General features: G+C 63.4%; 16 protein-coding genes. 11 read left to right on the forward strand and 5 right to left on the reverse strand.

All coding sequences use genetic code 11. The annotated features are described in order from the left end of the window. Window positions 1–17: 17 nt before the first annotated feature. The 3 genes from IFT80_RS15885 to gcvH all read left to right on the forward strand — a co-directional run bounded on the left by IFT80_RS15885 (window position 18) and on the right by gcvH (window position 3,308). Window positions 18–1,643, forward strand: a complete 1,626-nt coding sequence (locus IFT80_RS15885; RefSeq protein ID WP_192059412.1) for an ABC transporter permease — start codon at window positions 18–20, stop codon at window positions 1,641–1,643. 154 nt (window positions 1,644–1,797) lie between these two features. Beyond that, complete coding sequence (gcvT, locus tag IFT80_RS15890) at window positions 1,798–2,880, forward strand: glycine cleavage system aminomethyltransferase GcvT (protein ID WP_122479887.1); 1,083 nt, start codon at window positions 1,798–1,800, stop codon at window positions 2,878–2,880. A 44-nt stretch (window positions 2,881–2,924) separates the two neighbouring features. Then, on the forward strand, window positions 2,925–3,308 hold the full coding sequence (gcvH, locus tag IFT80_RS15895; protein WP_185794707.1) for a glycine cleavage system protein GcvH: 384 nt from the start codon (window positions 2,925–2,927) through the stop codon (window positions 3,306–3,308). A 37-nt stretch (window positions 3,309–3,345) separates the two neighbouring features. Here the strand turns inward: gcvH and tauD are convergent, their stop codons facing one another. Genes tauD through tauA form a run of 4 tightly spaced genes read right to left on the reverse strand, consistent with a single transcriptional unit; the run spans window position 3,346 to window position 6,853 of the window. After that, entirely contained in the window at window positions 3,346–4,179 is an 834-nt protein-coding gene (tauD, locus tag IFT80_RS15900) for a taurine dioxygenase (RefSeq protein ID WP_192137856.1), read from the reverse strand. A gap of 31 nt (window positions 4,180–4,210) precedes the next feature. Further along, window positions 4,211–5,041 (reverse strand): taurine ABC transporter permease TauC, encoded by an 831-nt coding sequence (tauC, locus tag IFT80_RS15905; protein WP_192055056.1) that lies wholly within the window; start codon window positions 5,039–5,041, stop codon window positions 4,211–4,213. Next, window positions 5,038–5,844: a taurine ABC transporter ATP-binding subunit gene (gene tauB / locus IFT80_RS15910; RefSeq protein ID WP_122479883.1), complete on the reverse strand. Its 807-nt coding sequence runs from the start codon at window positions 5,842–5,844 to the stop codon at window positions 5,038–5,040. Before tauB ends, tauC begins: the two co-directional genes overlap by 4 nt. A 28-nt stretch (window positions 5,845–5,872) precedes the next feature. Then, window positions 5,873–6,853 carry a taurine ABC transporter substrate-binding protein gene (gene tauA, locus IFT80_RS15915; protein WP_122796192.1) on the reverse strand — a complete coding sequence of 327 codons (981 nt, stop codon included), beginning with the start codon at window positions 6,851–6,853 and terminating at the stop codon, window positions 5,873–5,875. 416 nt (window positions 6,854–7,269) lie between these two features. Here tauA and IFT80_RS15920 point away from each other — a divergent pair, with 416 nt between their 5' ends. From IFT80_RS15920 to ssuB, 7 genes are all read left to right on the forward strand, one after another. Beyond that, entirely contained in the window at window positions 7,270–8,610 is a 1,341-nt protein-coding gene (locus IFT80_RS15920) for an OprD family porin (protein ID WP_122479881.1), read from the forward strand. Window positions 8,611–8,762: 152 nt separating this feature from the next. Next, window positions 8,763–9,401, forward strand: a complete 639-nt coding sequence (locus IFT80_RS15925) for a peroxiredoxin (RefSeq protein WP_192137857.1) — start codon at window positions 8,763–8,765, stop codon at window positions 9,399–9,401. Between the two features lie 295 nt (window positions 9,402–9,696). Continuing rightward, entirely contained in the window at window positions 9,697–10,290 is a 594-nt protein-coding gene (ssuE, locus tag IFT80_RS15930) for an NADPH-dependent FMN reductase (protein ID WP_122479879.1), read from the forward strand. Window positions 10,291–10,396: 106 nt separating this feature from the next. Then, window positions 10,397–11,362, forward strand: coding sequence for a sulfonate ABC transporter substrate-binding protein (locus IFT80_RS15935; RefSeq protein WP_185794712.1), 966 nt, complete (start codon window positions 10,397–10,399; stop codon window positions 11,360–11,362). A 76-nt stretch (window positions 11,363–11,438) separates the two neighbouring features. Next, complete coding sequence (ssuD, locus tag IFT80_RS15940; protein WP_185794713.1) at window positions 11,439–12,584, forward strand: FMNH2-dependent alkanesulfonate monooxygenase; 1,146 nt, start codon at window positions 11,439–11,441, stop codon at window positions 12,582–12,584. Between the two features lie 9 nt (window positions 12,585–12,593). Then, window positions 12,594–13,382, forward strand: coding sequence for an aliphatic sulfonate ABC transporter permease SsuC (gene ssuC, locus IFT80_RS15945; protein WP_192059426.1), 789 nt, complete (start codon window positions 12,594–12,596; stop codon window positions 13,380–13,382). Further along, window positions 13,379–14,191, forward strand: a complete 813-nt coding sequence (gene ssuB / locus IFT80_RS15950; protein ID WP_192137858.1) for an aliphatic sulfonates ABC transporter ATP-binding protein — start codon at window positions 13,379–13,381, stop codon at window positions 14,189–14,191. The genes ssuC and ssuB overlap by 4 nt, the downstream gene beginning before the upstream one ends. 287 nt (window positions 14,192–14,478) lie before the next feature. On the opposite strand, the gene IFT80_RS15955 is transcribed toward ssuB, so the two are convergent. Continuing rightward, window positions 14,479–15,855 (reverse strand): glutamine synthetase family protein, encoded by a 1,377-nt coding sequence (locus tag IFT80_RS15955; protein WP_122479874.1) that lies wholly within the window; start codon window positions 15,853–15,855, stop codon window positions 14,479–14,481. Window positions 15,856–16,410: 555 nt separating this feature from the next. On the opposite strand from IFT80_RS15955, the gene IFT80_RS15960 reads away from it, so the two are divergent. Continuing rightward, entirely contained in the window at window positions 16,411–17,769 is a 1,359-nt protein-coding gene (locus tag IFT80_RS15960) for a glutamine synthetase family protein (protein ID WP_122479873.1), read from the forward strand. Window positions 17,770–17,785 lie beyond the last annotated feature (16 nt).

Consider the following 17,785-nt stretch of genomic DNA (forward strand, 5'->3'; position numbering starts at 1 on the left):
AACCACGAGTGAACCCATTGTCTTCTTCCGTCCAACGCCGTTGGTACCCGCTGGTCCTGGCCGTGGTCGGGCTGGTGCTGCTGCCGTTGAGCGTGCTTGTGCTTTCCTGGCAAAGCATCGACATGCAGATATGGTCCCACCTGTGGGATACGCAGATGCCGCGCCTGCTGGGCAATACGCTTACCCTGGTGCTGGGCGTAGGTACGGGCGTGACGGTGCTTGGCGTCAGCCTCGCCTGGCTTACCAGCCTGTGTGAATTCCCCGGCCGGCGCTGGCTCGACTGGGCCCTGATGCTGCCGTTTGCCATTCCGGCCTACGTACTGGCGTTCGTCTTCGTCGGCCTGCTGGATTTTGCCGGGCCGGTGCAGAGCCTGCTGCGCGAGTGGTTCGGCAGCGGCCTGCGCCTGCCGCGGGTGCGCTCCACGGGAGGGGTCATCATCGTTCTGGTGCTGGTGTTCTACCCGTACGTCTACCTGCTGGCGCGGACCGCGTTCCTGGCCCAGGGCAAGGGCTTGATGGAGGCGGCGCGCATGCTCGGCCAATCCCCCTGGCAAGCCTTCTGGCGAGTGGCCTTGCCGGTAGCCCGGCCGGCCATCGGTGCGGGCGTGGCACTGGCATTGATGGAAACCCTGGCGGATTTCGGCGCTGTGGCGGTGTTCAATTTCGACACCTTCACCACGGCCATCTACAAGACCTGGTACGGCTTCTTCAGCCTCTCCAGCGCGGCGCAGCTGGCCAGCCTGCTGTTGCTGGCCGTGATGCTGGTGCTTTACGGCGAGCGGCGTGCGCGCGGTCAGGATCATGCGGCCAACGAACGCCCGCGTGGGCAGGCGCTGTATCGGCTGCGCGGGCTCAAGGCATGGGTGGCCAGCGGCTGGTGTGCGCTGGTGTTCGCCTGCGCCTTCGTCGTGCCCATGCTGCAGTTGGTCGTGTGGTGCTGGCAGCGCGGGCGCTTCGACCTCGACGAACGTTACCGTGAGCTGATCGTGCATACCCTGTACCTGGGCGCCATGGCCGCGCTGATCACGGTCACGGTAGCGCTGCTGCTGGCGTTTGCGCGGCGGCAGGCGCCCACGCGAGGCATTCGCGCCGGTGTGGCGGTGGCGAACCTGGGCTATGCCTTGCCGGGGTCGGTGCTGGCGGTGTCGCTGATGCTGGCTTTCAGTTTTCTCGACCGCGAGCTGGTCGTGCCGTTGTCCGGCTGGCTGGGCGGGGCCGGGCGGCCATTGCTGCTGGGCAGCGTGGCGGCGCTGCTGGTGGCCTATCTGGTACGGTTCATCGCAGTGGCCTATGGGCCGCTGGAAAGCAGCCTGGCGCGGATTCGCCCCTCGCTGCCCGAGGCGTCACGAAGCCTGGGAGTGGGTGGTCCGCGGCTGTTCTTCAAGGTCTATCTGCCCCTGTTGCTGCCCGGCACGCTCAGCGCCGCGCTGCTGGTGTTCGTCGACACGCTCAAGGAGATGCCGGCGACCTTGCTGATGCGCCCGTTCGGCTGGGACACGCTGGCGGTGCGGGTATTCGAAATGACCAGTGAAGGCGAATGGGCGCGGGCGTCGCTGCCGGCCCTGACCCTGGTGCTGGTCGGCCTGCTGCCGGTCATCGGGTTGATTCGACGTTCGGCGCGCCAGGTCGGTCGAAACCACTGACCGGCTACGCGACCTTGTCGCTGCAGATATCACCCCCGCGACCTTGTCGCTACAGATATCACGCCCGCGACCTTGTCGCTACAATGCGCCGCATCCGGCGCAGGCACCAAGGACAATTCGCCTGCGCTTTCGCCACGCCCGGAAGGAGAAACCCATGGGACAGCGCACGCCTCTGTATGACCTGCATCTTGCCCTCGGCGCAAAGCTGGTCGATTTTGGCGGTTGGGACATGCCCCTGCATTACGGCTCGCAAGTCGAAGAGCATCATCAGGTACGTCGCGATTGCGGCGTCTTCGACGTGTCGCATGTGACCGTGATCGATGTCCAAGGGCCGGACGCCCGGGCGTTCCTGCAATACCTGTTGGCCAACGATGTCGCCACCCTGACCGGCCCTGGCCAGGCCTTGTACAGCGCCATGCTCAACGCCGAGGGCGGGGTCGTGGACGATCTGATCGCCTACTGCACCGAGGAAGGCTATCGCCTGGTGGTCAATGCCGCGACCCGTGACAAGGACCTGGCCTGGCTCAGCGCCCAGGCAGGCACGTTCGATGTGCAATGGCGCGAGCGCCCCGAGCTGGCGTTGCTGGCCGTGCAAGGGCCGCAGGCACGGCGCAAGGTCGCCGACCTGCTGGGCAGCCAACGCCGCGAGCTGCTTTTGCAACTGAACCCTTTCGAAGGCCGTCACCATCGCGACTGGTTCATTGCCCGCACCGGCTATACCGGCGAGGACGGTATCGAGATCGTCTTGCCCGCCGCGCAGGCGGTCGATTTCTTCAACGAATTGATCGGTGCGGGCATTTCGCCCATCGGCCTGGGCGCGCGCGATACGCTGCGTCTGGAGGCCGGGATGAACTTGTATGGCCAGGACATGGACGAGGCGCATTCGCCGCTGGCGTCCAACATGGCCGGCAGTGTGGCGTGGCAACCGAGCGCGCGCGCCTTCATCGGGCGCGAGGCGCTGGAGCGTGAACGGGCCGCCGGGCCGGCGATGAAACTGGTCGGCCTGGTGCTCGAAGAACGCGGGGTGCTGCGCGCGCATCAGGTGGTCCGCATCGCCGGAGTTGGCGAAGGAGAGATCACCAGTGGTAGTTTCTCCCCTACGCTGAGCAAGTCGATTGCATTGGCGCGTGTACCGATGGCGACCGCGGACCGTGCGGAAGTCGAGATACGTGGCAAATGGTACCCGGTACGGGTGGTCAAGCCGACCTTCGTCCGGCATGGTAGAACCCTGATCTGAATCGTATGGCGGGCTGGCCGCTGACCCTTGTTGAGGACAATGTTATGAGCGATATCCCTGCTGAACTCCGTTTTGCCGAAAGCCACGAGTGGGCACGCCTGGAAGCAGATGGCACGGTGACCGTGGGCATCAGCGATCACGCCCAGGAAGCCTTGGGTGACGTGGTGTTCATCGAGCTGCCGGAAGTCGGCAAGGTCTTCGCCGCCGGCGATCAGGCGGGCGTGGTCGAGTCGGTCAAGGCCGCTTCGGACATCTACTCCCCAGTGGGGGGCGAGGTGGTCGCGATCAACGAAGCGTTGGCCGATGGCCCGGAAAGCGTCAACGGCGAACCCTATGGCGCCTGGTTCTTCAAGCTCAAGCCAAGCGCTGCCAGTGAGCTGGACACGCTGCTCGACGCTGCCGGCTACAAGGCCGCCATCGGCGAATGACGGCCAGCGGGGGCGGCCATCGCCGCCCCCCGTGCGTTCAATACGGTCGATCCCCCATTATCGTCGCTCGATGCATCACGCGTCGCTGCGGGCGGTAGTCGTCTATCGCGTAATGCTGGGTCACGCGGTTGTCCCAGAAGGCCACGTCCCCTTGGCGCCATTGCCAGCGTACGCAGAACTCCGGACGCGTGCTGTGGGCGAACAGCAGGTCGAGCAGCGCCCGACTTTCAGCTGTCGAAAGTTCGTTGATGTGGGTGGTGAAACCATCGCTGACGAACAATGCCTTGCGCCCGCTGACCGGATGGGTCCGCACCACCGGGTGTGACAGCGGGGGATGTTGCCGGCGGGTCTGCTCCCAGCGCGCCAATGCCTGGGCATCGTTGCCAAAGCGTTCGAGCGGGAACGATTTGGCGAAATCATGGGTGGCGGTCAGACCGTCGAGCAGGGCCTGCATGGGCCTGGACAGCGCCTCGAATGCCGCGATTGCGCTGGCCCAGCAAGTGTCCCCGCCAAAGGGCGGTACCTGCTGGGCGGTCAGTATGGCGCCCATCGCAGGCTCTGCCAGAAAGGTCACGTCGGTGTGCCAGATGGCGTTGTCGCGTACGTCGGTCACGGCGGTGTCGAGCACGAGCACGTCGGGTTGCCCCGGCACACTTGGATAGATCGGATGAACGTGCAGGTCACCGAACTGCTGCGCCAGCCGTGCCTGCTGAAAAGGGGTCAGCGGCTGGTCGCGCCAGAACAGCACCTGATGGGCGAGCAGCGCGGCGTCGATCTCGCGCTGCTGGGCCGGGGTCAGTTCCCGACTGAGGTCGACGCCTTCGATGACCGCGCCGATAGTCGGGCTCAAGGGGGTGATGTGCAGAGTCATGTTGGTCAGCTCTGTTGGCCAAGTGGGTGGTTCAGTGGCTCTGGCCGTGCCAGGGCACCAGGCGCCGCTGCAGGGCGCGCAGGCCCATTTCCAGAGCGAAGGCGATCAGCGCGATTACCAGGATGCCCAGCACCACCACATCGGTGACCAGAAATTGCGCGGCCGACTGCACCATGAAGCCCAGGCCGCTGGTGGCTGCGATCAACTCGGCAGCGACCAGGGTCGACCAGCCGACGCCCAGGCCGATGCGGATACCGGTGAGGATGTCCGGCAGCGCACTGGGTATGATCACGTGGCGGATCAGTTGCGCCCGGGTGGCGCCCAGCGATTGCGCGGCGCGCAAACGGGCGGGATCGACATTGCGCACGCCGGTGGCCGTGGCGATGGCAATCGGCGCGAAGATGGCCAGGTAGATCAGCAACACCTTGGAGGTTTCACCGATGCCGCACCAGATCACGATGAGCGGCAGGTAGGCCAGCGGCGGGATGGGCCGGTAGAACTCGATCAGCGGATCGAGAATGCCTTGCGCTATGCGGTTGTGGCCGATGGCGATGCCCACCGGAATGGCGAACAGCACGGCGAATGCCAAGGCCAGGCCGATGCGCCCCAGGCTGGCACCCAAATGTTGCCATAACGTGGCGTCCATATAGCCCTGGGTTGCCAGCAGCCAGGCTTTGTCCAGCACCGCGCCGGGCGAGGGCAGGAACAGGGGCTCTATCAGCTCGGAGGCGGTCACCGCCCACCACAGTGCCAGCACGCCTGCCAGGGTCAGCGTGCTGATGGCGCGCGTACTCAAGCGCCAGGGCCGGCGCGCGGCAGGTGCGCGGGCGCTGTCGAGAGCGTGCGTCGGGTAGAGGCTCATGCCGGCTCCTTGCGCGCAATGGCGCCCTGTGTGACAACGCGCTGGGCGAAAACCTGGGCAAGGACGTGCTCGCGGGTCTCGATGAATCGGCGATCGGACTTGATCGCCCGGGCGCTCTCGCCAGCGGCATAGCGCTGGCCGAAGTCCAGGCTCAGGCGCTCCTCGACATGGCCGGGGTTGGGCGCCAGCAGAATCAGGTCGGTGGCCAGAAATACCGCTTCTTCGATGTCGTGGGTAATCAGGAACACCGGCTTGGCGGTACGTTGCCAGACCTGCAGCAGCAACTCCTGCATCTGCTCCCGGGTGAACGCATCCAGTGCGCCGAACGGCTCGTCCATCAACAGCACCTGCGGGTCGGCCGCCAGTGCTCGAGCCAGGCCCACGCGTTGACGCTGGCCACCGGAGAGTTGCCATATCTGTCGCTCGCCGAAACCTGCCAGGTCGACCAGCGCAAGCATGTCCCGCGCCCGCGCCTCACGCTGCGCCCGGCCGGTGCCTGCCAGTTGCAAACCGAAGGCGACATTGGTCAGGACGTCCTGCCAGGGCAACAAGGCGTCATCCTGAAAGACCACGCCACGGTCGGCCCCCGGCCCCTTCACCGCAACGCCGTCCAGGGTGATGCGGCCACTGCTGGGAGCCACGAAACCGGCGATCAGGTTGAGCAGCGAAGTCTTGCCGCTGCCCGACGGGCCCAGTGCGACGCACAGCTGCTGTGGCCCCAGGCTCAGCGAGATGTCTTGCAGCACCGGCTGCGCGGCGCCCGGGTAGTGGGCGCCGATACGGTCGAGAATCAATTGGGCCACGGTCGAACTCCGGTTGGCGTGCGCGCGATCACTGAACGAACTGGGCGCTGACGTACGGCGTGTAGTCAGGCAGGAGCGCTTCCAGCTTGCCCTGCTCCTTGAGGAACTCGGCCGTCTTGGCCACCGCCTGCGCGGTGCCGCCACCCAGCAGCGCGGCGGAGGCCTGGGCCTGGGCATCGGGGTAGGTGGAGCCGGCGAGCAGGTCGGGGACGTCTGCGGCGTTGGCTCCCGTCAATTTGGCGATCTTGCGTACCGGCTCGGAATCGGCGGTCCACTGCGCCTGGTTCTTCGCATAGTCGGCGAACGAATCCAGCGTGACCTTGGCGAACCGGGCGATCACCTCGGGGTGCTTCTCGGCGTAATCCTTGCGCGCCACCCAGACCTCGAAAGTCGGTGCGCCCCACTGGCCGACCTGTGCGGCATCGGTGAGGGTCTTGCCGCTCTTGCGGATCTCGCCCAGCGCCGGCGACCAGACGAAGGCGCCGTCGATGTCGCCACGTTTCCACGCAGCGGCAATTTCGGCCGGCTGCAGGTTGACCACCTTGACCTTGCCTTCCAGACCCCAATGCTTCAACGCGCCGAGCAGGCTGTAGTGGGAAGTGGACACGAAAGGCGTTGCAATGGTCTTGCCGACCAACTGCTGCGGATTGTCGATACCGCTGCCGTTGCGCACGACCAGGGCTTCGGCGGAATTGATCTGCGCCGAAACGATGAAGGCGACGATGGGCAGCTTGCGTGAGGTGGCGGCTGCCAGCGGACTCGATCCCAGGTTGCCGATCTGTACATCGCCCGAGGCAATCGCCGTGACCACTTCCGGGCCACTGTTGAAGCGACGCCAGTCGATCTTCTCGCCAATGGCCTTTTCATAGGTGCCATCGGCCTGGGCGACCTTGCTGGGGTCGATGCCGGTCTGGTAGCCGACGGTCAACGTGGCGGCCTGGATGCCCATGGCCAGGCTGGCCAGGGCCAGGGTGCTGACCAGTTTTCGTGCGAAATGCTGCTTGGCCATGGTGGCTGCCTTTTGCGAGAGTCGGGTGGCTGAGGACCTTCGAACCCGCGCTGCCAAAGCGCGAAACGGCAAGTGTCGGAAGGGCGAATGAGGGCGAATCTAAACGATATAAGAAACGGCTTTGAAATACCGTTTGGGAATTAGCTTATGTTTTGCAACTGGATTGAACTTTTTTGTTTGGACGCTCAAGGTTGTTATGCATTTAAATTCTAAAAAAACTTGAAACAATTCTTTTTGGTTTTGTGAAAATTTCGTTAACCTCGGCAACCAGAGTTTGGCTTAGACCAAGGTCTCGAATCGGCTTGTAAACATTGACTAACCGGTCACGCTTTGGCGCTAATCGCGCATCTGCGGACAAGGGGCGCCAGACCCCCGACCAAAGACACCACAAAAATTAGAAACCAGAGGAGCATCACATGTACAAGCAGTCGCTCGCCGCAGCCATCGCGCTCGCCAGCATCTCCACCAGTGTCTACGCCGCCGATCCGGCACCCTCGGGTTTCCTCGAAGCCAGCAAAGCAACGCTGAGCTCGCGGACCATGTATTTCCGCAACGATACCCGTGAAGGCACGGCGAACGACCAGGAAGAATCGGCTCAAGGCTTCCTCTTCAACTTCATTTCTGGCTACACCCCCGGCACCGTCGGCTTCGGTCTGGACGTGCAGGGCATGACCGGCATCCACCTGGACGGCGGCCGCGGTCACCACCCGAACAACAACAGCTTCTTCCCCAGCGACACCGACGGTTCGGCCGAGAAGTCGTGGTCGCGTGTAGGCGCCAACGGCAAGGTCAAGTTCGCCAAGACCGAACTCAAGGTGGGTAGCGCACTGCAGCCCAACCTGCCGATCCTGGTATCCAACGATGGTCGCTTGCTGCCTGCGGTTTACCAGGGCGGTATCCTGACCTCCAAGGACCTGGACAACTTCACCTTCACCGCCGGCCGCCTGAACAAGTCTGCGGGCCGTGCCACCAGCAACTACTCGGGCCTGGGCCTGAACGGCGGTACGCAGGACTCGAACAACTTCCAGTTCGCCGGTGTCGACTGGAAGGCCACCAAGGATCTGACCCTGCAGGTCTACCACGCGCAGCTGGAAGACTATTACAAGCAGACTTTCCTCGGCGCCGTGCACGTACTGCCATTGGGTGAAGACCAGTCGTTCAAGACCGACCTGCGCTACTTCGACAGCAGCTCCGACGGCAAGAACGGTGATGCTGGCTACCGCTTCAACAACAACAGCGGCTACGCCAAGAACCCAGGCGAAGTCGACAACAAGACCTGGAGTGCCATCTTCACCTACAGCATCGCTGGCCACGCATTCCTGGCCGGTTACCAGCAAGTGGGCGACGACGGCGGCATGCCGTTCATCAACAACGGCAGCGTTGTCGATGGCAACAACCGCAACGAAGGCAACGGCGGTTCCAGCGTCTATCTGTTCACCGACAGCATGGTCAACTCGTTCACCCGCGCTGGCGAAAACACCACGTTCGCCCAGTACTCCTATGACTTCAGCCGCATCGGCGTCCCTGGCCTGAAAGCCTCGGTTGCCTACCTGCATGGCGACGACATTCGCGCGGCCGGTACCGGTGACTCGAACAACTCCGAGTGGGAACGCGACATGCGCGTCGACTACGTGATCCAGAGCGGTCTGCTGAAGAACTTCGGCGCCACCCTGCGTAACGGTACCTACCGCAGCGACGTCGGCACCAACACCGATCAGACCCGTCTGATCTTCAACTACACGTACGCTTTCAAGTAATACGTGCCGTTGGAAAAAGCCCGCCTTGTGCGGGCTTTTTGTTTTCTGCCCTGGCGTTATTCCCGTTTCGCCTAGCCCCAGCACGATCCATTCTTTTTGTTTCCGGGCCGCTCAGTGCACAGTCATGCGCACAACAGCCCAGGAGCATCACCATGACCATTCGACTCGGCGACATCGCCCCCGATTTCCAGCAGGACTCGAGCCAGGGCACCATCAGCTTCCATCAATGGCTGGGCGACCAATGGGGGGTGCTGTTCTCGCACCCCGCCGATTTCACGCCGGTGTGCACCACCGAACTGGGTTTTACCGCCAAGCTCGCCGACGAGTTCGCCAGGCGCAACGTCAAGGCCATCGCGCTGTCGGTGGATCCGGTCGAATCCCATCACCGCTGGATCGGCGACATCGACGAGACCCAGGGCACCACAGTGAATTTTCCGATCCTGGCCGATGCCGACCACAAGGTGTCCCAGCTCTACGATCTGATTCACCCGAACGCCAGTGACACCCTCACGGTGCGTTCGCTGTTCGTCATCGACCCCAACAAGAAGGTGCGGCTGACCATCACGTACCCGGCCAGTACCGGGCGCAATTTCCACGAGATCCTGCGGGTGATCGATTCGCTGCAATTGACCGACAGCCACAAGGTCGCCACCCCGGCCAACTGGCAGGATGGCGATGACGTGGTGATCGTGCCTTCGCTCAAGGACGAAGAGGAAATCAGGCAGCGCTTCCCCAAGGGCTATACGGCAGTGAAACCCTACCTGCGCCTGACCCCCCAGCCCAACCGCTGATCTGAACCTGATACAACTTGCCCTCTGTAGCAGCGGCGCAAGCCGCGTCCGGGACGTCGCGGTGTATCGAATGCGCCGCATGGCCCGCTGACGCGGCTTGCGCCGCTGCTACAGGGATCGCGGTGATATCCATGCGGTGTGCGCAGCAGGGATAGGAAAATGTAGGTATATGTTTTTATCGAATAACCAAATGAATAAATATGATTTAAAGATATAAATCCTGCCTGCTACTGTTCCTTCCATTCCGGCGACTTCTCCAGAAGCGCTCCGATTTCGCTATTCAAGGATTTACCCCATGCTGGTCGTATCCCTGGGCGGCAGCCCCAGCCTGCGCTCGCGCTCTGGTGTACTGCTGGAGCGCAGCAAGCAGTGGCTGCAACGACAAGGCGTCGAAGTGGTGACGTTTCAGGTACGGGACTTCCCGGCCGAAGACCTGCTGCATGCCCGCTTCGATAGCCCGCACGTACTGCATTTCAACGAACTGGTCGGCAAGGCCGATGGCTTGGTGGTTGCCACGCCGGTATACAAGGCGTCGTTCTCCGGTGCGCTGAAGACGCTACTGGACCTGCTTCCCGAGCGTGCCCTGAGCAACAAGGTGGTGCTGCCCATTGCCACCGGTGGCAGCATCGCCCACATGCTGGCGGTGGACTACGCGCTGAAACCAGTGCTGGCTTCGCTCAAGGCCCAGGAAATGCTCCAGGGCATCTTCGCCGACGACAGCCAGATCGCCTATGGCGAAGGCAGTCATGCAGCCCAGTTGGCGCCAGCGCTCGAGCAGCGCCTGGAAAATGCGCTGCAGGAGTTTCATGCCTTCCTGCTGCGCAAACCACAGACCCATGACCCGGCCTTGCTCATGCAAAGCCTGCGCAGTGCCCGCTGGAGCATCTGATTCCAACCGCCGCTCGCGGCCGCGACACTTTTCGCTGTACCCACCTTACTGGCCCGCCAACGGGCAAGCAGGTGCAACCCAATTCCCCCTGCAGAAGGAGAGTGCCATGCGCACCCTGTTCTTGCGTCGTGGCGTGGTCGCACTGTTTGCTGCGGCTGTGTCGTTCGGCGCCATCACCCAGGCCCAGGCTGAAACCCTGCGCATCGGTTACCAGAAATACGGCACGCTGGTGCTGCTCAAGGCCAAGGGCACGCTGGAGAAACGCCTGGCGGCGCAGGGCGTGGACGTCAAATGGACCGAGTTTCCCGGCGGCCCGCAGTTGCTCGAAGGGCTGAACGTCGGTTCGATCGATTTCGGCGTGACCGGTGAAACCCCGCCGGTGTTCGCCCAGGCCGCCGGGGCCGATCTGCTGTATGTGGCCTACGAGCCGCCCGCCCCGACCAGCGAAGCGATCCTGGTACCCAAGGATTCGACGATCCGCTCGGTCGCTGAACTCAAGGGCAAGAAGGTTGCGCTGAACAAGGGTTCCAACGTGCATTACCTGCTGGTGCGCGCGCTGGAAGAAGCCGGGCTCAAGTACTCCGACATCCAGACCGTCTACCTCCCGCCTTCCGATGCCCGCGCGGCGTTCGAGCGCGGCAGCGTCGATGCGTGGGTGATCTGGGATCCCTACCAGGCAGCGGCCGAGCAGCAGTTGCAGGCGCGCACCCTGCGCAACGGCCAGGGCATCGTCGACAACCTGCAGTTCTACCTGGCCACCAAACCCTATGCCGAGCAGCACCCCGAGGTGATCACCGCGCTGGTCGAGGAGGTACGCGCCGTGGGCGAGTGGTCCAAGGCGCATCCCGAAGAAGTGACCGCCCAGGTCGCACCGTTGCTGGGCCTGCCAGCGGACATCACCCTGACCTCGGTGAAACGCCAAGGCTACGGCGCGCAATTTCTCAACCCGCAGACCGTCGCCGCGCAGCAGAAGATCGCCGACAGCTTTCACCAGCTCAAGCTGATCCCCAAGCCGCTGCGCATTCAGGATGTGATCTGGACACCGCCGGCCAACGTTGCCAAGGCACCGTGATCCGCTGCGCCCCCGCCACCGCACAACTGCACCGGTGCCCGCGCATCGGTTCCGAGCCACGTCAGGAGACAACTCCATGAGCCTCAATATTTTCTGGTTTCTTCCCACCCACGGCGACGGTCATTACCTGGGCACCTCCGAAGGTGCACGGGCGGTCGACCACGGTTACCTGCAACAGATCGCGCAGGCGGCCGATCGCCTCGGCTACGGCGGCGTACTGATCCCTACCGGGCGCTCCTGCGAAGACTCCTGGCTGGTGGCGGCCTCGTTGATTCCGGTCACCCAGCGCCTGAAATTCCTGGTTGCCCTGCGCCCTGGAATCATCTCGCCCACCGTGGCCGCGCGTCAGGCAGCGACCCTGGACCGCTTGTCCAACGGCCGCGCACTGTTCAACCTGGTCACTGGCGGCGACCCTGACGAGCTGTCCGGCGACGGTCTGTTCCTTACCCACGAGGAGCGCTACGAGGCGTCGGTGGAATTCACCCGTATCTGGCGCCGCGTGCTGGAAGGCGAAACGGTCGACTACGATGGCAAGCACCTCACCGTCAAAGGCGCCAAGCTGCTCTATCCGCCGGTGCAGCAGCCGCGTCCGCCGCTGTACTTCGGCGGGTCTTCCGATGCTGCTCAGGACCTTGCCGCCGAACAGGTGGAGATGTACCTGACCTGGGGCGAGCCACCGGCAGCGGTGGCCGAGAAGATCGCCCAGGTGCGCGAGAAGGCCGCCAAGCTCGGCCGGACCGTACGCTTCGGAATCCGCCTGCACGTGATCGTGCGTGAAACCAATGCAGAAGCCTGGCAGGCCGCCGAGCGGCTGATCGCCCATGTCGACGACGATACCATTGCCCGCGCCCAGGCTTCGCTGGCGCGCTTCGATTCGGTGGGTCAGCAGCGCATGGCCGCATTGCATGGCGGCAGCAAGGACAAGCTGGAGGTGAGCCCCAACCTGTGGGCCGGCGTCGGGCTGGTGCGTGGCGGAGCTGGCACTGCGCTGGTCGGTGACGGCCCGACGGTGGCCGAGCGGGTCAAGGAGTACGCCGCACTGGGCATCGACACGTTCATCTTCTCCGGCTACCCGCACCTGGAAGAGTCGTACCGCGTGGCCGAGCTGTTGTTCCCGCACCTGGACGTGCAGCGCCCGGAAGCGCCGACCGGCGCCAACTACGTCAGCCCGTTCGGTGAGATGGTGGCCAACGACATTTTGCCCAAGGCCGCCCAGCGCTGAGAAACTGCCATGAGTACAACGAGCAAAATCATCCACCGGCTGGCGCCCTGGGCGCTGCCGGTGGGTCTGCTGTTGATCTGGCAGCTGGCGGTCAGCGTCGGCTGGCTGTCGACGCGGATCCTGCCAGCGCCCAGCGCGGTGTTCGCGGCAGGCGTCGCGCTGTTCAAGTCCGGGGAGATCTGGACGCACCTGGCCATCAGCGGTTGGCGCGCGGGCATCGGCTTCGCCATCGGTGGCGGCATCGGTCTGCTACTGGGGCTGATCAGCGGCCTGTCGCGCTGGGGCGAGCGCCTGCTCGACACCTCGGTGCAGATGATCCGCAACGTCCCGCACCTGGCGCTGATTCCGCTGGTGATTCTGTGGTTCGGTATCGATGAGTCGGCGAAGATCTTTCTGGTCGCGCTGGGCACATTGTTCCCTATCTACCTGAACACCTACCACGGCATCAAGAACGCCGACCCCGCGTTGGTGGAAATGGCACGCAGCTATGGCCTGTCCGGATTTCGTTTGTTCTGGCAGGTGATTCTGCCCGGGGCGTTGCCTTCCATTCTGGTCGGCGTGCGTTTCGCCCTCGGCCTGATGTGGCTGACGCTGATCGTTGCGGAAACCATTTCCGCCAGCTCCGGCATCGGTTACCTGGCCATGAACGCGCGCGAATTCCTGCAGACCGACGTGGTGGTGCTGGCCATCGTGCTCTATGCGATTCTCGGCAAGCTGGCCGATTTGGCGGCGCGTGGGCTGGAGCGAGTGTGGCTGCGCTGGCACCCGGCCTACCAAACCAAGGGAGGTGCAGCATGACCGTTTTCAAGGAACAGCCGCAGAACCTGCGGCGCGGGATTCCACTGGCGGTTCGCCAGCTACGCAAGACCTTTGGCGAGCGCGAGGTACTGCGCGAGATCGACCTGAACATTCCGGCCGGGCAGTTCGTGGCCATCGTCGGCCGCAGCGGGTGCGGCAAGAGCACCTTGCTGCGCCTGCTGGCAGCACTCGACCAACCCACCAGCGGACAACTACTGGCAGGTTCCGGTCCGCTCAGCGATGTGCGCAACGACACCCGGCTGATGTTCCAGGAAGCCCGCCTGCTGCCATGGAAACGAGTGATCGACAACGTGGGCCTGGGGCTGTCCGGCAATTGGCGCGAGCAGGCCTTGCAGGCGCTCGAAGCGGTGGGCCTGGCCGAGCGCGCCGATGAGTGGCCGGCGGGGTTGTCCGGCGGGCAGAAGCAGCGCGTGGCGCTGGCGCGGGCCCTGATTCACAAGCCGCGGCTGTTGCTGCTGGACGAGCCCTTGGGGGCGCTGGATGCGCTCACGCGCATCGAGATGCAGCAGTTGATCGAGAGCCTGTGGCGCAAGCACGGTTTCACCGTGTTGCTGGTAACCCACGATGTGGCCGAGGCGGTGGCGATTGCCGACCGGGTGATTCTGATCGAGGAGGGGCGCATTGGTCTTGACCTGGCCGTCGAGTTGCCACGTCCGCGCGCTCGCGGTTCCCATCGCCTGGCGGCGCTGGAAAGCGAAGTGCTCAATCGAGTATTGGCGCTGCCGGGCAATCCACCGGAGCCCGAGCCGCCGTCGCCGTTGCCGACCCAGTTGCGCTGGGCACGCTGATCCGGACGCGGTACGTCAGGTATCCGCACGTACCGCCGACGCGGCTCGCGCCGCTGCTACAGGGACTGCATACCTAGACGAAACGGCGATCCCCCGTAGCAGCGACGCGAGCCGCGTCCGGGTGCGATGCGGTGTATCTGCCGCACGCAGTCCAGAAGACACGTGAAGCCCCCGTAGCAGCGGCGCGAGCCGCGTCCGGGGACGACGCGGTATACCTGCTGCACCGCCGCCCAGCAAATGCGTTCGTGAACACCGCGGCATGGCAGGCATACCGCGGCGCCCGGCCGTTACACGGTGTGCAGGTACCAGTTGTACTCGAGGTCCGAGATGGAGTGCTCGAATTCTTCCAACTCGCTTTCCTTGCAGGCCACGAAGATATCGATGTATTTCGGATCGATGTATTTGGCCAACACCTCGCTGTCGTCCAGCAGGCGCAGGGCATCGCGCAGGTTGGTCGGCAGGCTCTGCTCGTTCTGCTCGTAGGAGTTGCCCGTCACCGGCTCGTTGGGCTCGACCTGATTGGTCAGGCCGTGGTGCACGCCGGCCAATACTGCGGCCATCAACAGGTAAGGGTTGGCATCGGCGCCGGCAACGCGGTGTTCCAGGCGCACGGCATCCGGGGTTCCGGTAGGCACGCGCAAGGCAACGGTACGGTTGTCCAGGCCCCAGCAGGGCGAGTTGGGCACGTAGAACTGAGCACCGAAGCGGCGGTACGAATTGACGTTCGGGCACAGGAACGCCATCGACGCGGGCAGGGTCTCGAGCACACCGCCGATCGCGTGACGCAATGCGGCGTTCTGCTCGGGATCCTCACTGGTGAAGATGTTCTTGCCGTCCTTGTCCAGGATCGAGATGTGCACGTGCAGACCGTTGCCCGCTTGGCCCGGATACGGCTTGGCCATGAACGTGGTGTCCATCTCGTGGTCGTAGGCGATGTTCTTGATCAGGCGCTTGAGCAGCACTGCATAGTCGCAGGCCTTCATGGCATCCGGAACGTGATGCAGGTTAACCTCGAACTGCGCCGGCGCACTTTCCTTGACGATGGCGTCGGCCGGGATGCCCTGTTCCTTCGCCCCTTCGAGGATGTCCTGCAGGCAGTCCACGTACTCGTCCAGGTCGTCGATCAGATACACCTGGGTCGAATGCGGACGCTTGCCGGAGATCGGCGAGCGCGGCGGCTGCGGTCGACCGTTCACGTTTTCCTGGTCGATCAGGTAGAACTCCAGCTCGAAGGCGGCGCAGATGGTCAGGCCCATGGCGTCGAACTTCTCGACGACCTGGCGCAGCACTTCACGCGGGTCGGCGAAGAACGGCTCGCCTTCGAGTTCGTGCATGGTCATCAGCAACTGCGCGGTAGGGCGCTTCTGCCAAGGCTCGTTGCACAGGGTGTCGGGAATGGGGTAGCAGATACGATCGGCATCGCCGATGTCCAGGCCAAGACCGGTGCTTTCCACGGTAGAGCCGTTGATGTCCAGGGCAAACAGCGAGGCGGGCAGGTTGATGCCTTTCTCGTAAACCTTGTGGAGGCTGGTGCGCTCGATGCGCTTGCCACGCACCACACCATTCATATCTGCAATCAGAAGGTCGACGTACAGAACCTCAGGATGTTCCTTAAGGAATGCGTTCGCTTCGTTAAGCTGAACGGCACGCGGGGGTACCGACATGATGCAACACCTTTGTTGTTAAAAATATCAATCATTGGGTCGAACAGGTTTCAGTCAATCCGAAAGCCAACACTAAGTCAAGCGAGCCGGGTTTTGCCCTGAAAGAGCGCTGTTGAGCCTCTTTTGCTGCATATCGGGGCGCATGCGCCTGGCAATTACGGTGCTCTGCAACTGCCTGAAAAGTGTCTGCGGAAGTTTGCCGCCTGATAGTTGTGGAAAAAAATGAACAAGGCTAAGCTCGTTTTCAACCCGCCATTTCAATAATACCGAGGGTGAGTCATGGCACGCCTGCCATTATCTGATGGAGCTCGCTGCAGCCACCGGTTGCCGGCGACCAGAATAATTGACAGCCCACGGCGTTGCGTCTCTGTTTTTTTGTCCCTCCTGTACTGCCTGAGCCCCGAAACCGCTACCCTGAGCTTCACGTTCCGGCCGGGTATCGAGAGGCCGGGTGGGCAGTGTGCCGCCCTCGCTTGACCGCTTTCCCAACGACGCCCACGCGTCAACACGTGCCCGGCTCGCCGCGAGCCAGGTCAATGGCCTCCTGAGGTATTTATGAGTCCCAACCTCGACCAGCTCACCGATTGGTTGAAAGATCACAAGATCACCGAAGTCGAATGCCTGATCGCCGACCTCACCGGGATCACCCGCGGCAAGATTTCCCCGACCAACAAGTTCATCGCCGAAAAAGGCATGCGCTTGCCGGAAAGTGTTCTATTGCAAACCGTGACTGGCGACTATGTAGAAGACGACATCTACTACGAGTTGCTCGACCCTGCCGACATCGACATGATCTGCCGCCCCGACGAGAACGCGGTGTTTCTCGTTCCCTGGGCCATAGAGCCCACGGCGCAGGTCATCCACGACACGTACGACAAGCAGGGCAACCCCATCGAGCTGTCGCCGCGCAACGTGCTCAAGAAGGTCTTGAAGCTGTATGCGGACCGAGGCTGGCAGCCGATCGTGGCGCCGGAGATGGAGTTCTACCTGACCAAGCGCTGCGAAGACCCGGACTTCCCGCTGCAGCCGCCGATCGGCCGCTCGGGACGCCCGGAAACCGGTCGGCAATCGTTTTCCATCGAAGCGGCGAACGAGTTCGATCCGTTGTTCGAAGACGTCTACGACTGGTGCGAGGCGCAGAACCTGGACCTCGACACCCTGATCCACGAAGACGGCACGGCGCAGATGGAAATCAACTTCCGGCACGGCAATGCCCTGCACCTGGCCGACCAGATCCTGGTGTTCAAACGCACCATGCGCGAGGCCGCGCTCAAGCACAACGTCGCCGCCACTTTCATGGCCAAGCCGATGACGGGCGAGCCGGGCAGTGCCATGCACCTGCACCAGAGCATCGTCGATTCGGCCACCGGCAAGAACATCTTCGCCAACGAAGACGGCTCGATGAGCCAGCTGTTCCTGCACCACGTCGGCGGCCTGCAGAAATTCATTCCCGAACTGCTGCCGCTGTTCGCGCCCAACGTCAATTCGTTCCGTCGTTTCCTGCCCGACACTTCGGCGCCGGTCAACGTCGAGTGGGGCGAGGAAAACCGCACCGTTGGCCTGCGCGTGCCCGACGCCACGCCGCAGAACCGGCGGGTCGAGAACCGCTTGCCGGGCGCCGATGCCAACCCGTACCTGGCCATCGCCGCCAGCTTGTTGTGCGGCTACATCGGCATGGTCGAGGGCCTGAACCCGAGTGCGCCGGTGCAGGGCCGCGGCTACGAGCGGCGCAACCTGCGGCTGCCGTTGACCATCGAGGATGCGCTGGAGCGCATGGAAAACTGCAAGACGGTGGAGAAGTACCTGGGCAAGAAATTCGTCGTTGGCTATGTTGCGGTCAAGCGCGCCGAACACGAAAACTTCAAACGCGTGATCAGCTCGTGGGAACGTGAGTTCCTGCTGTTCGCGGTGTGAGAAAAAGGAGCGACAG

This window comes from Pseudomonas sp. CFBP 8771, assembly GCF_014841695.1.
Classification (GTDB): Bacteria; Pseudomonadota; Gammaproteobacteria; order Pseudomonadales; family Pseudomonadaceae; genus Aquipseudomonas; species Aquipseudomonas baltica.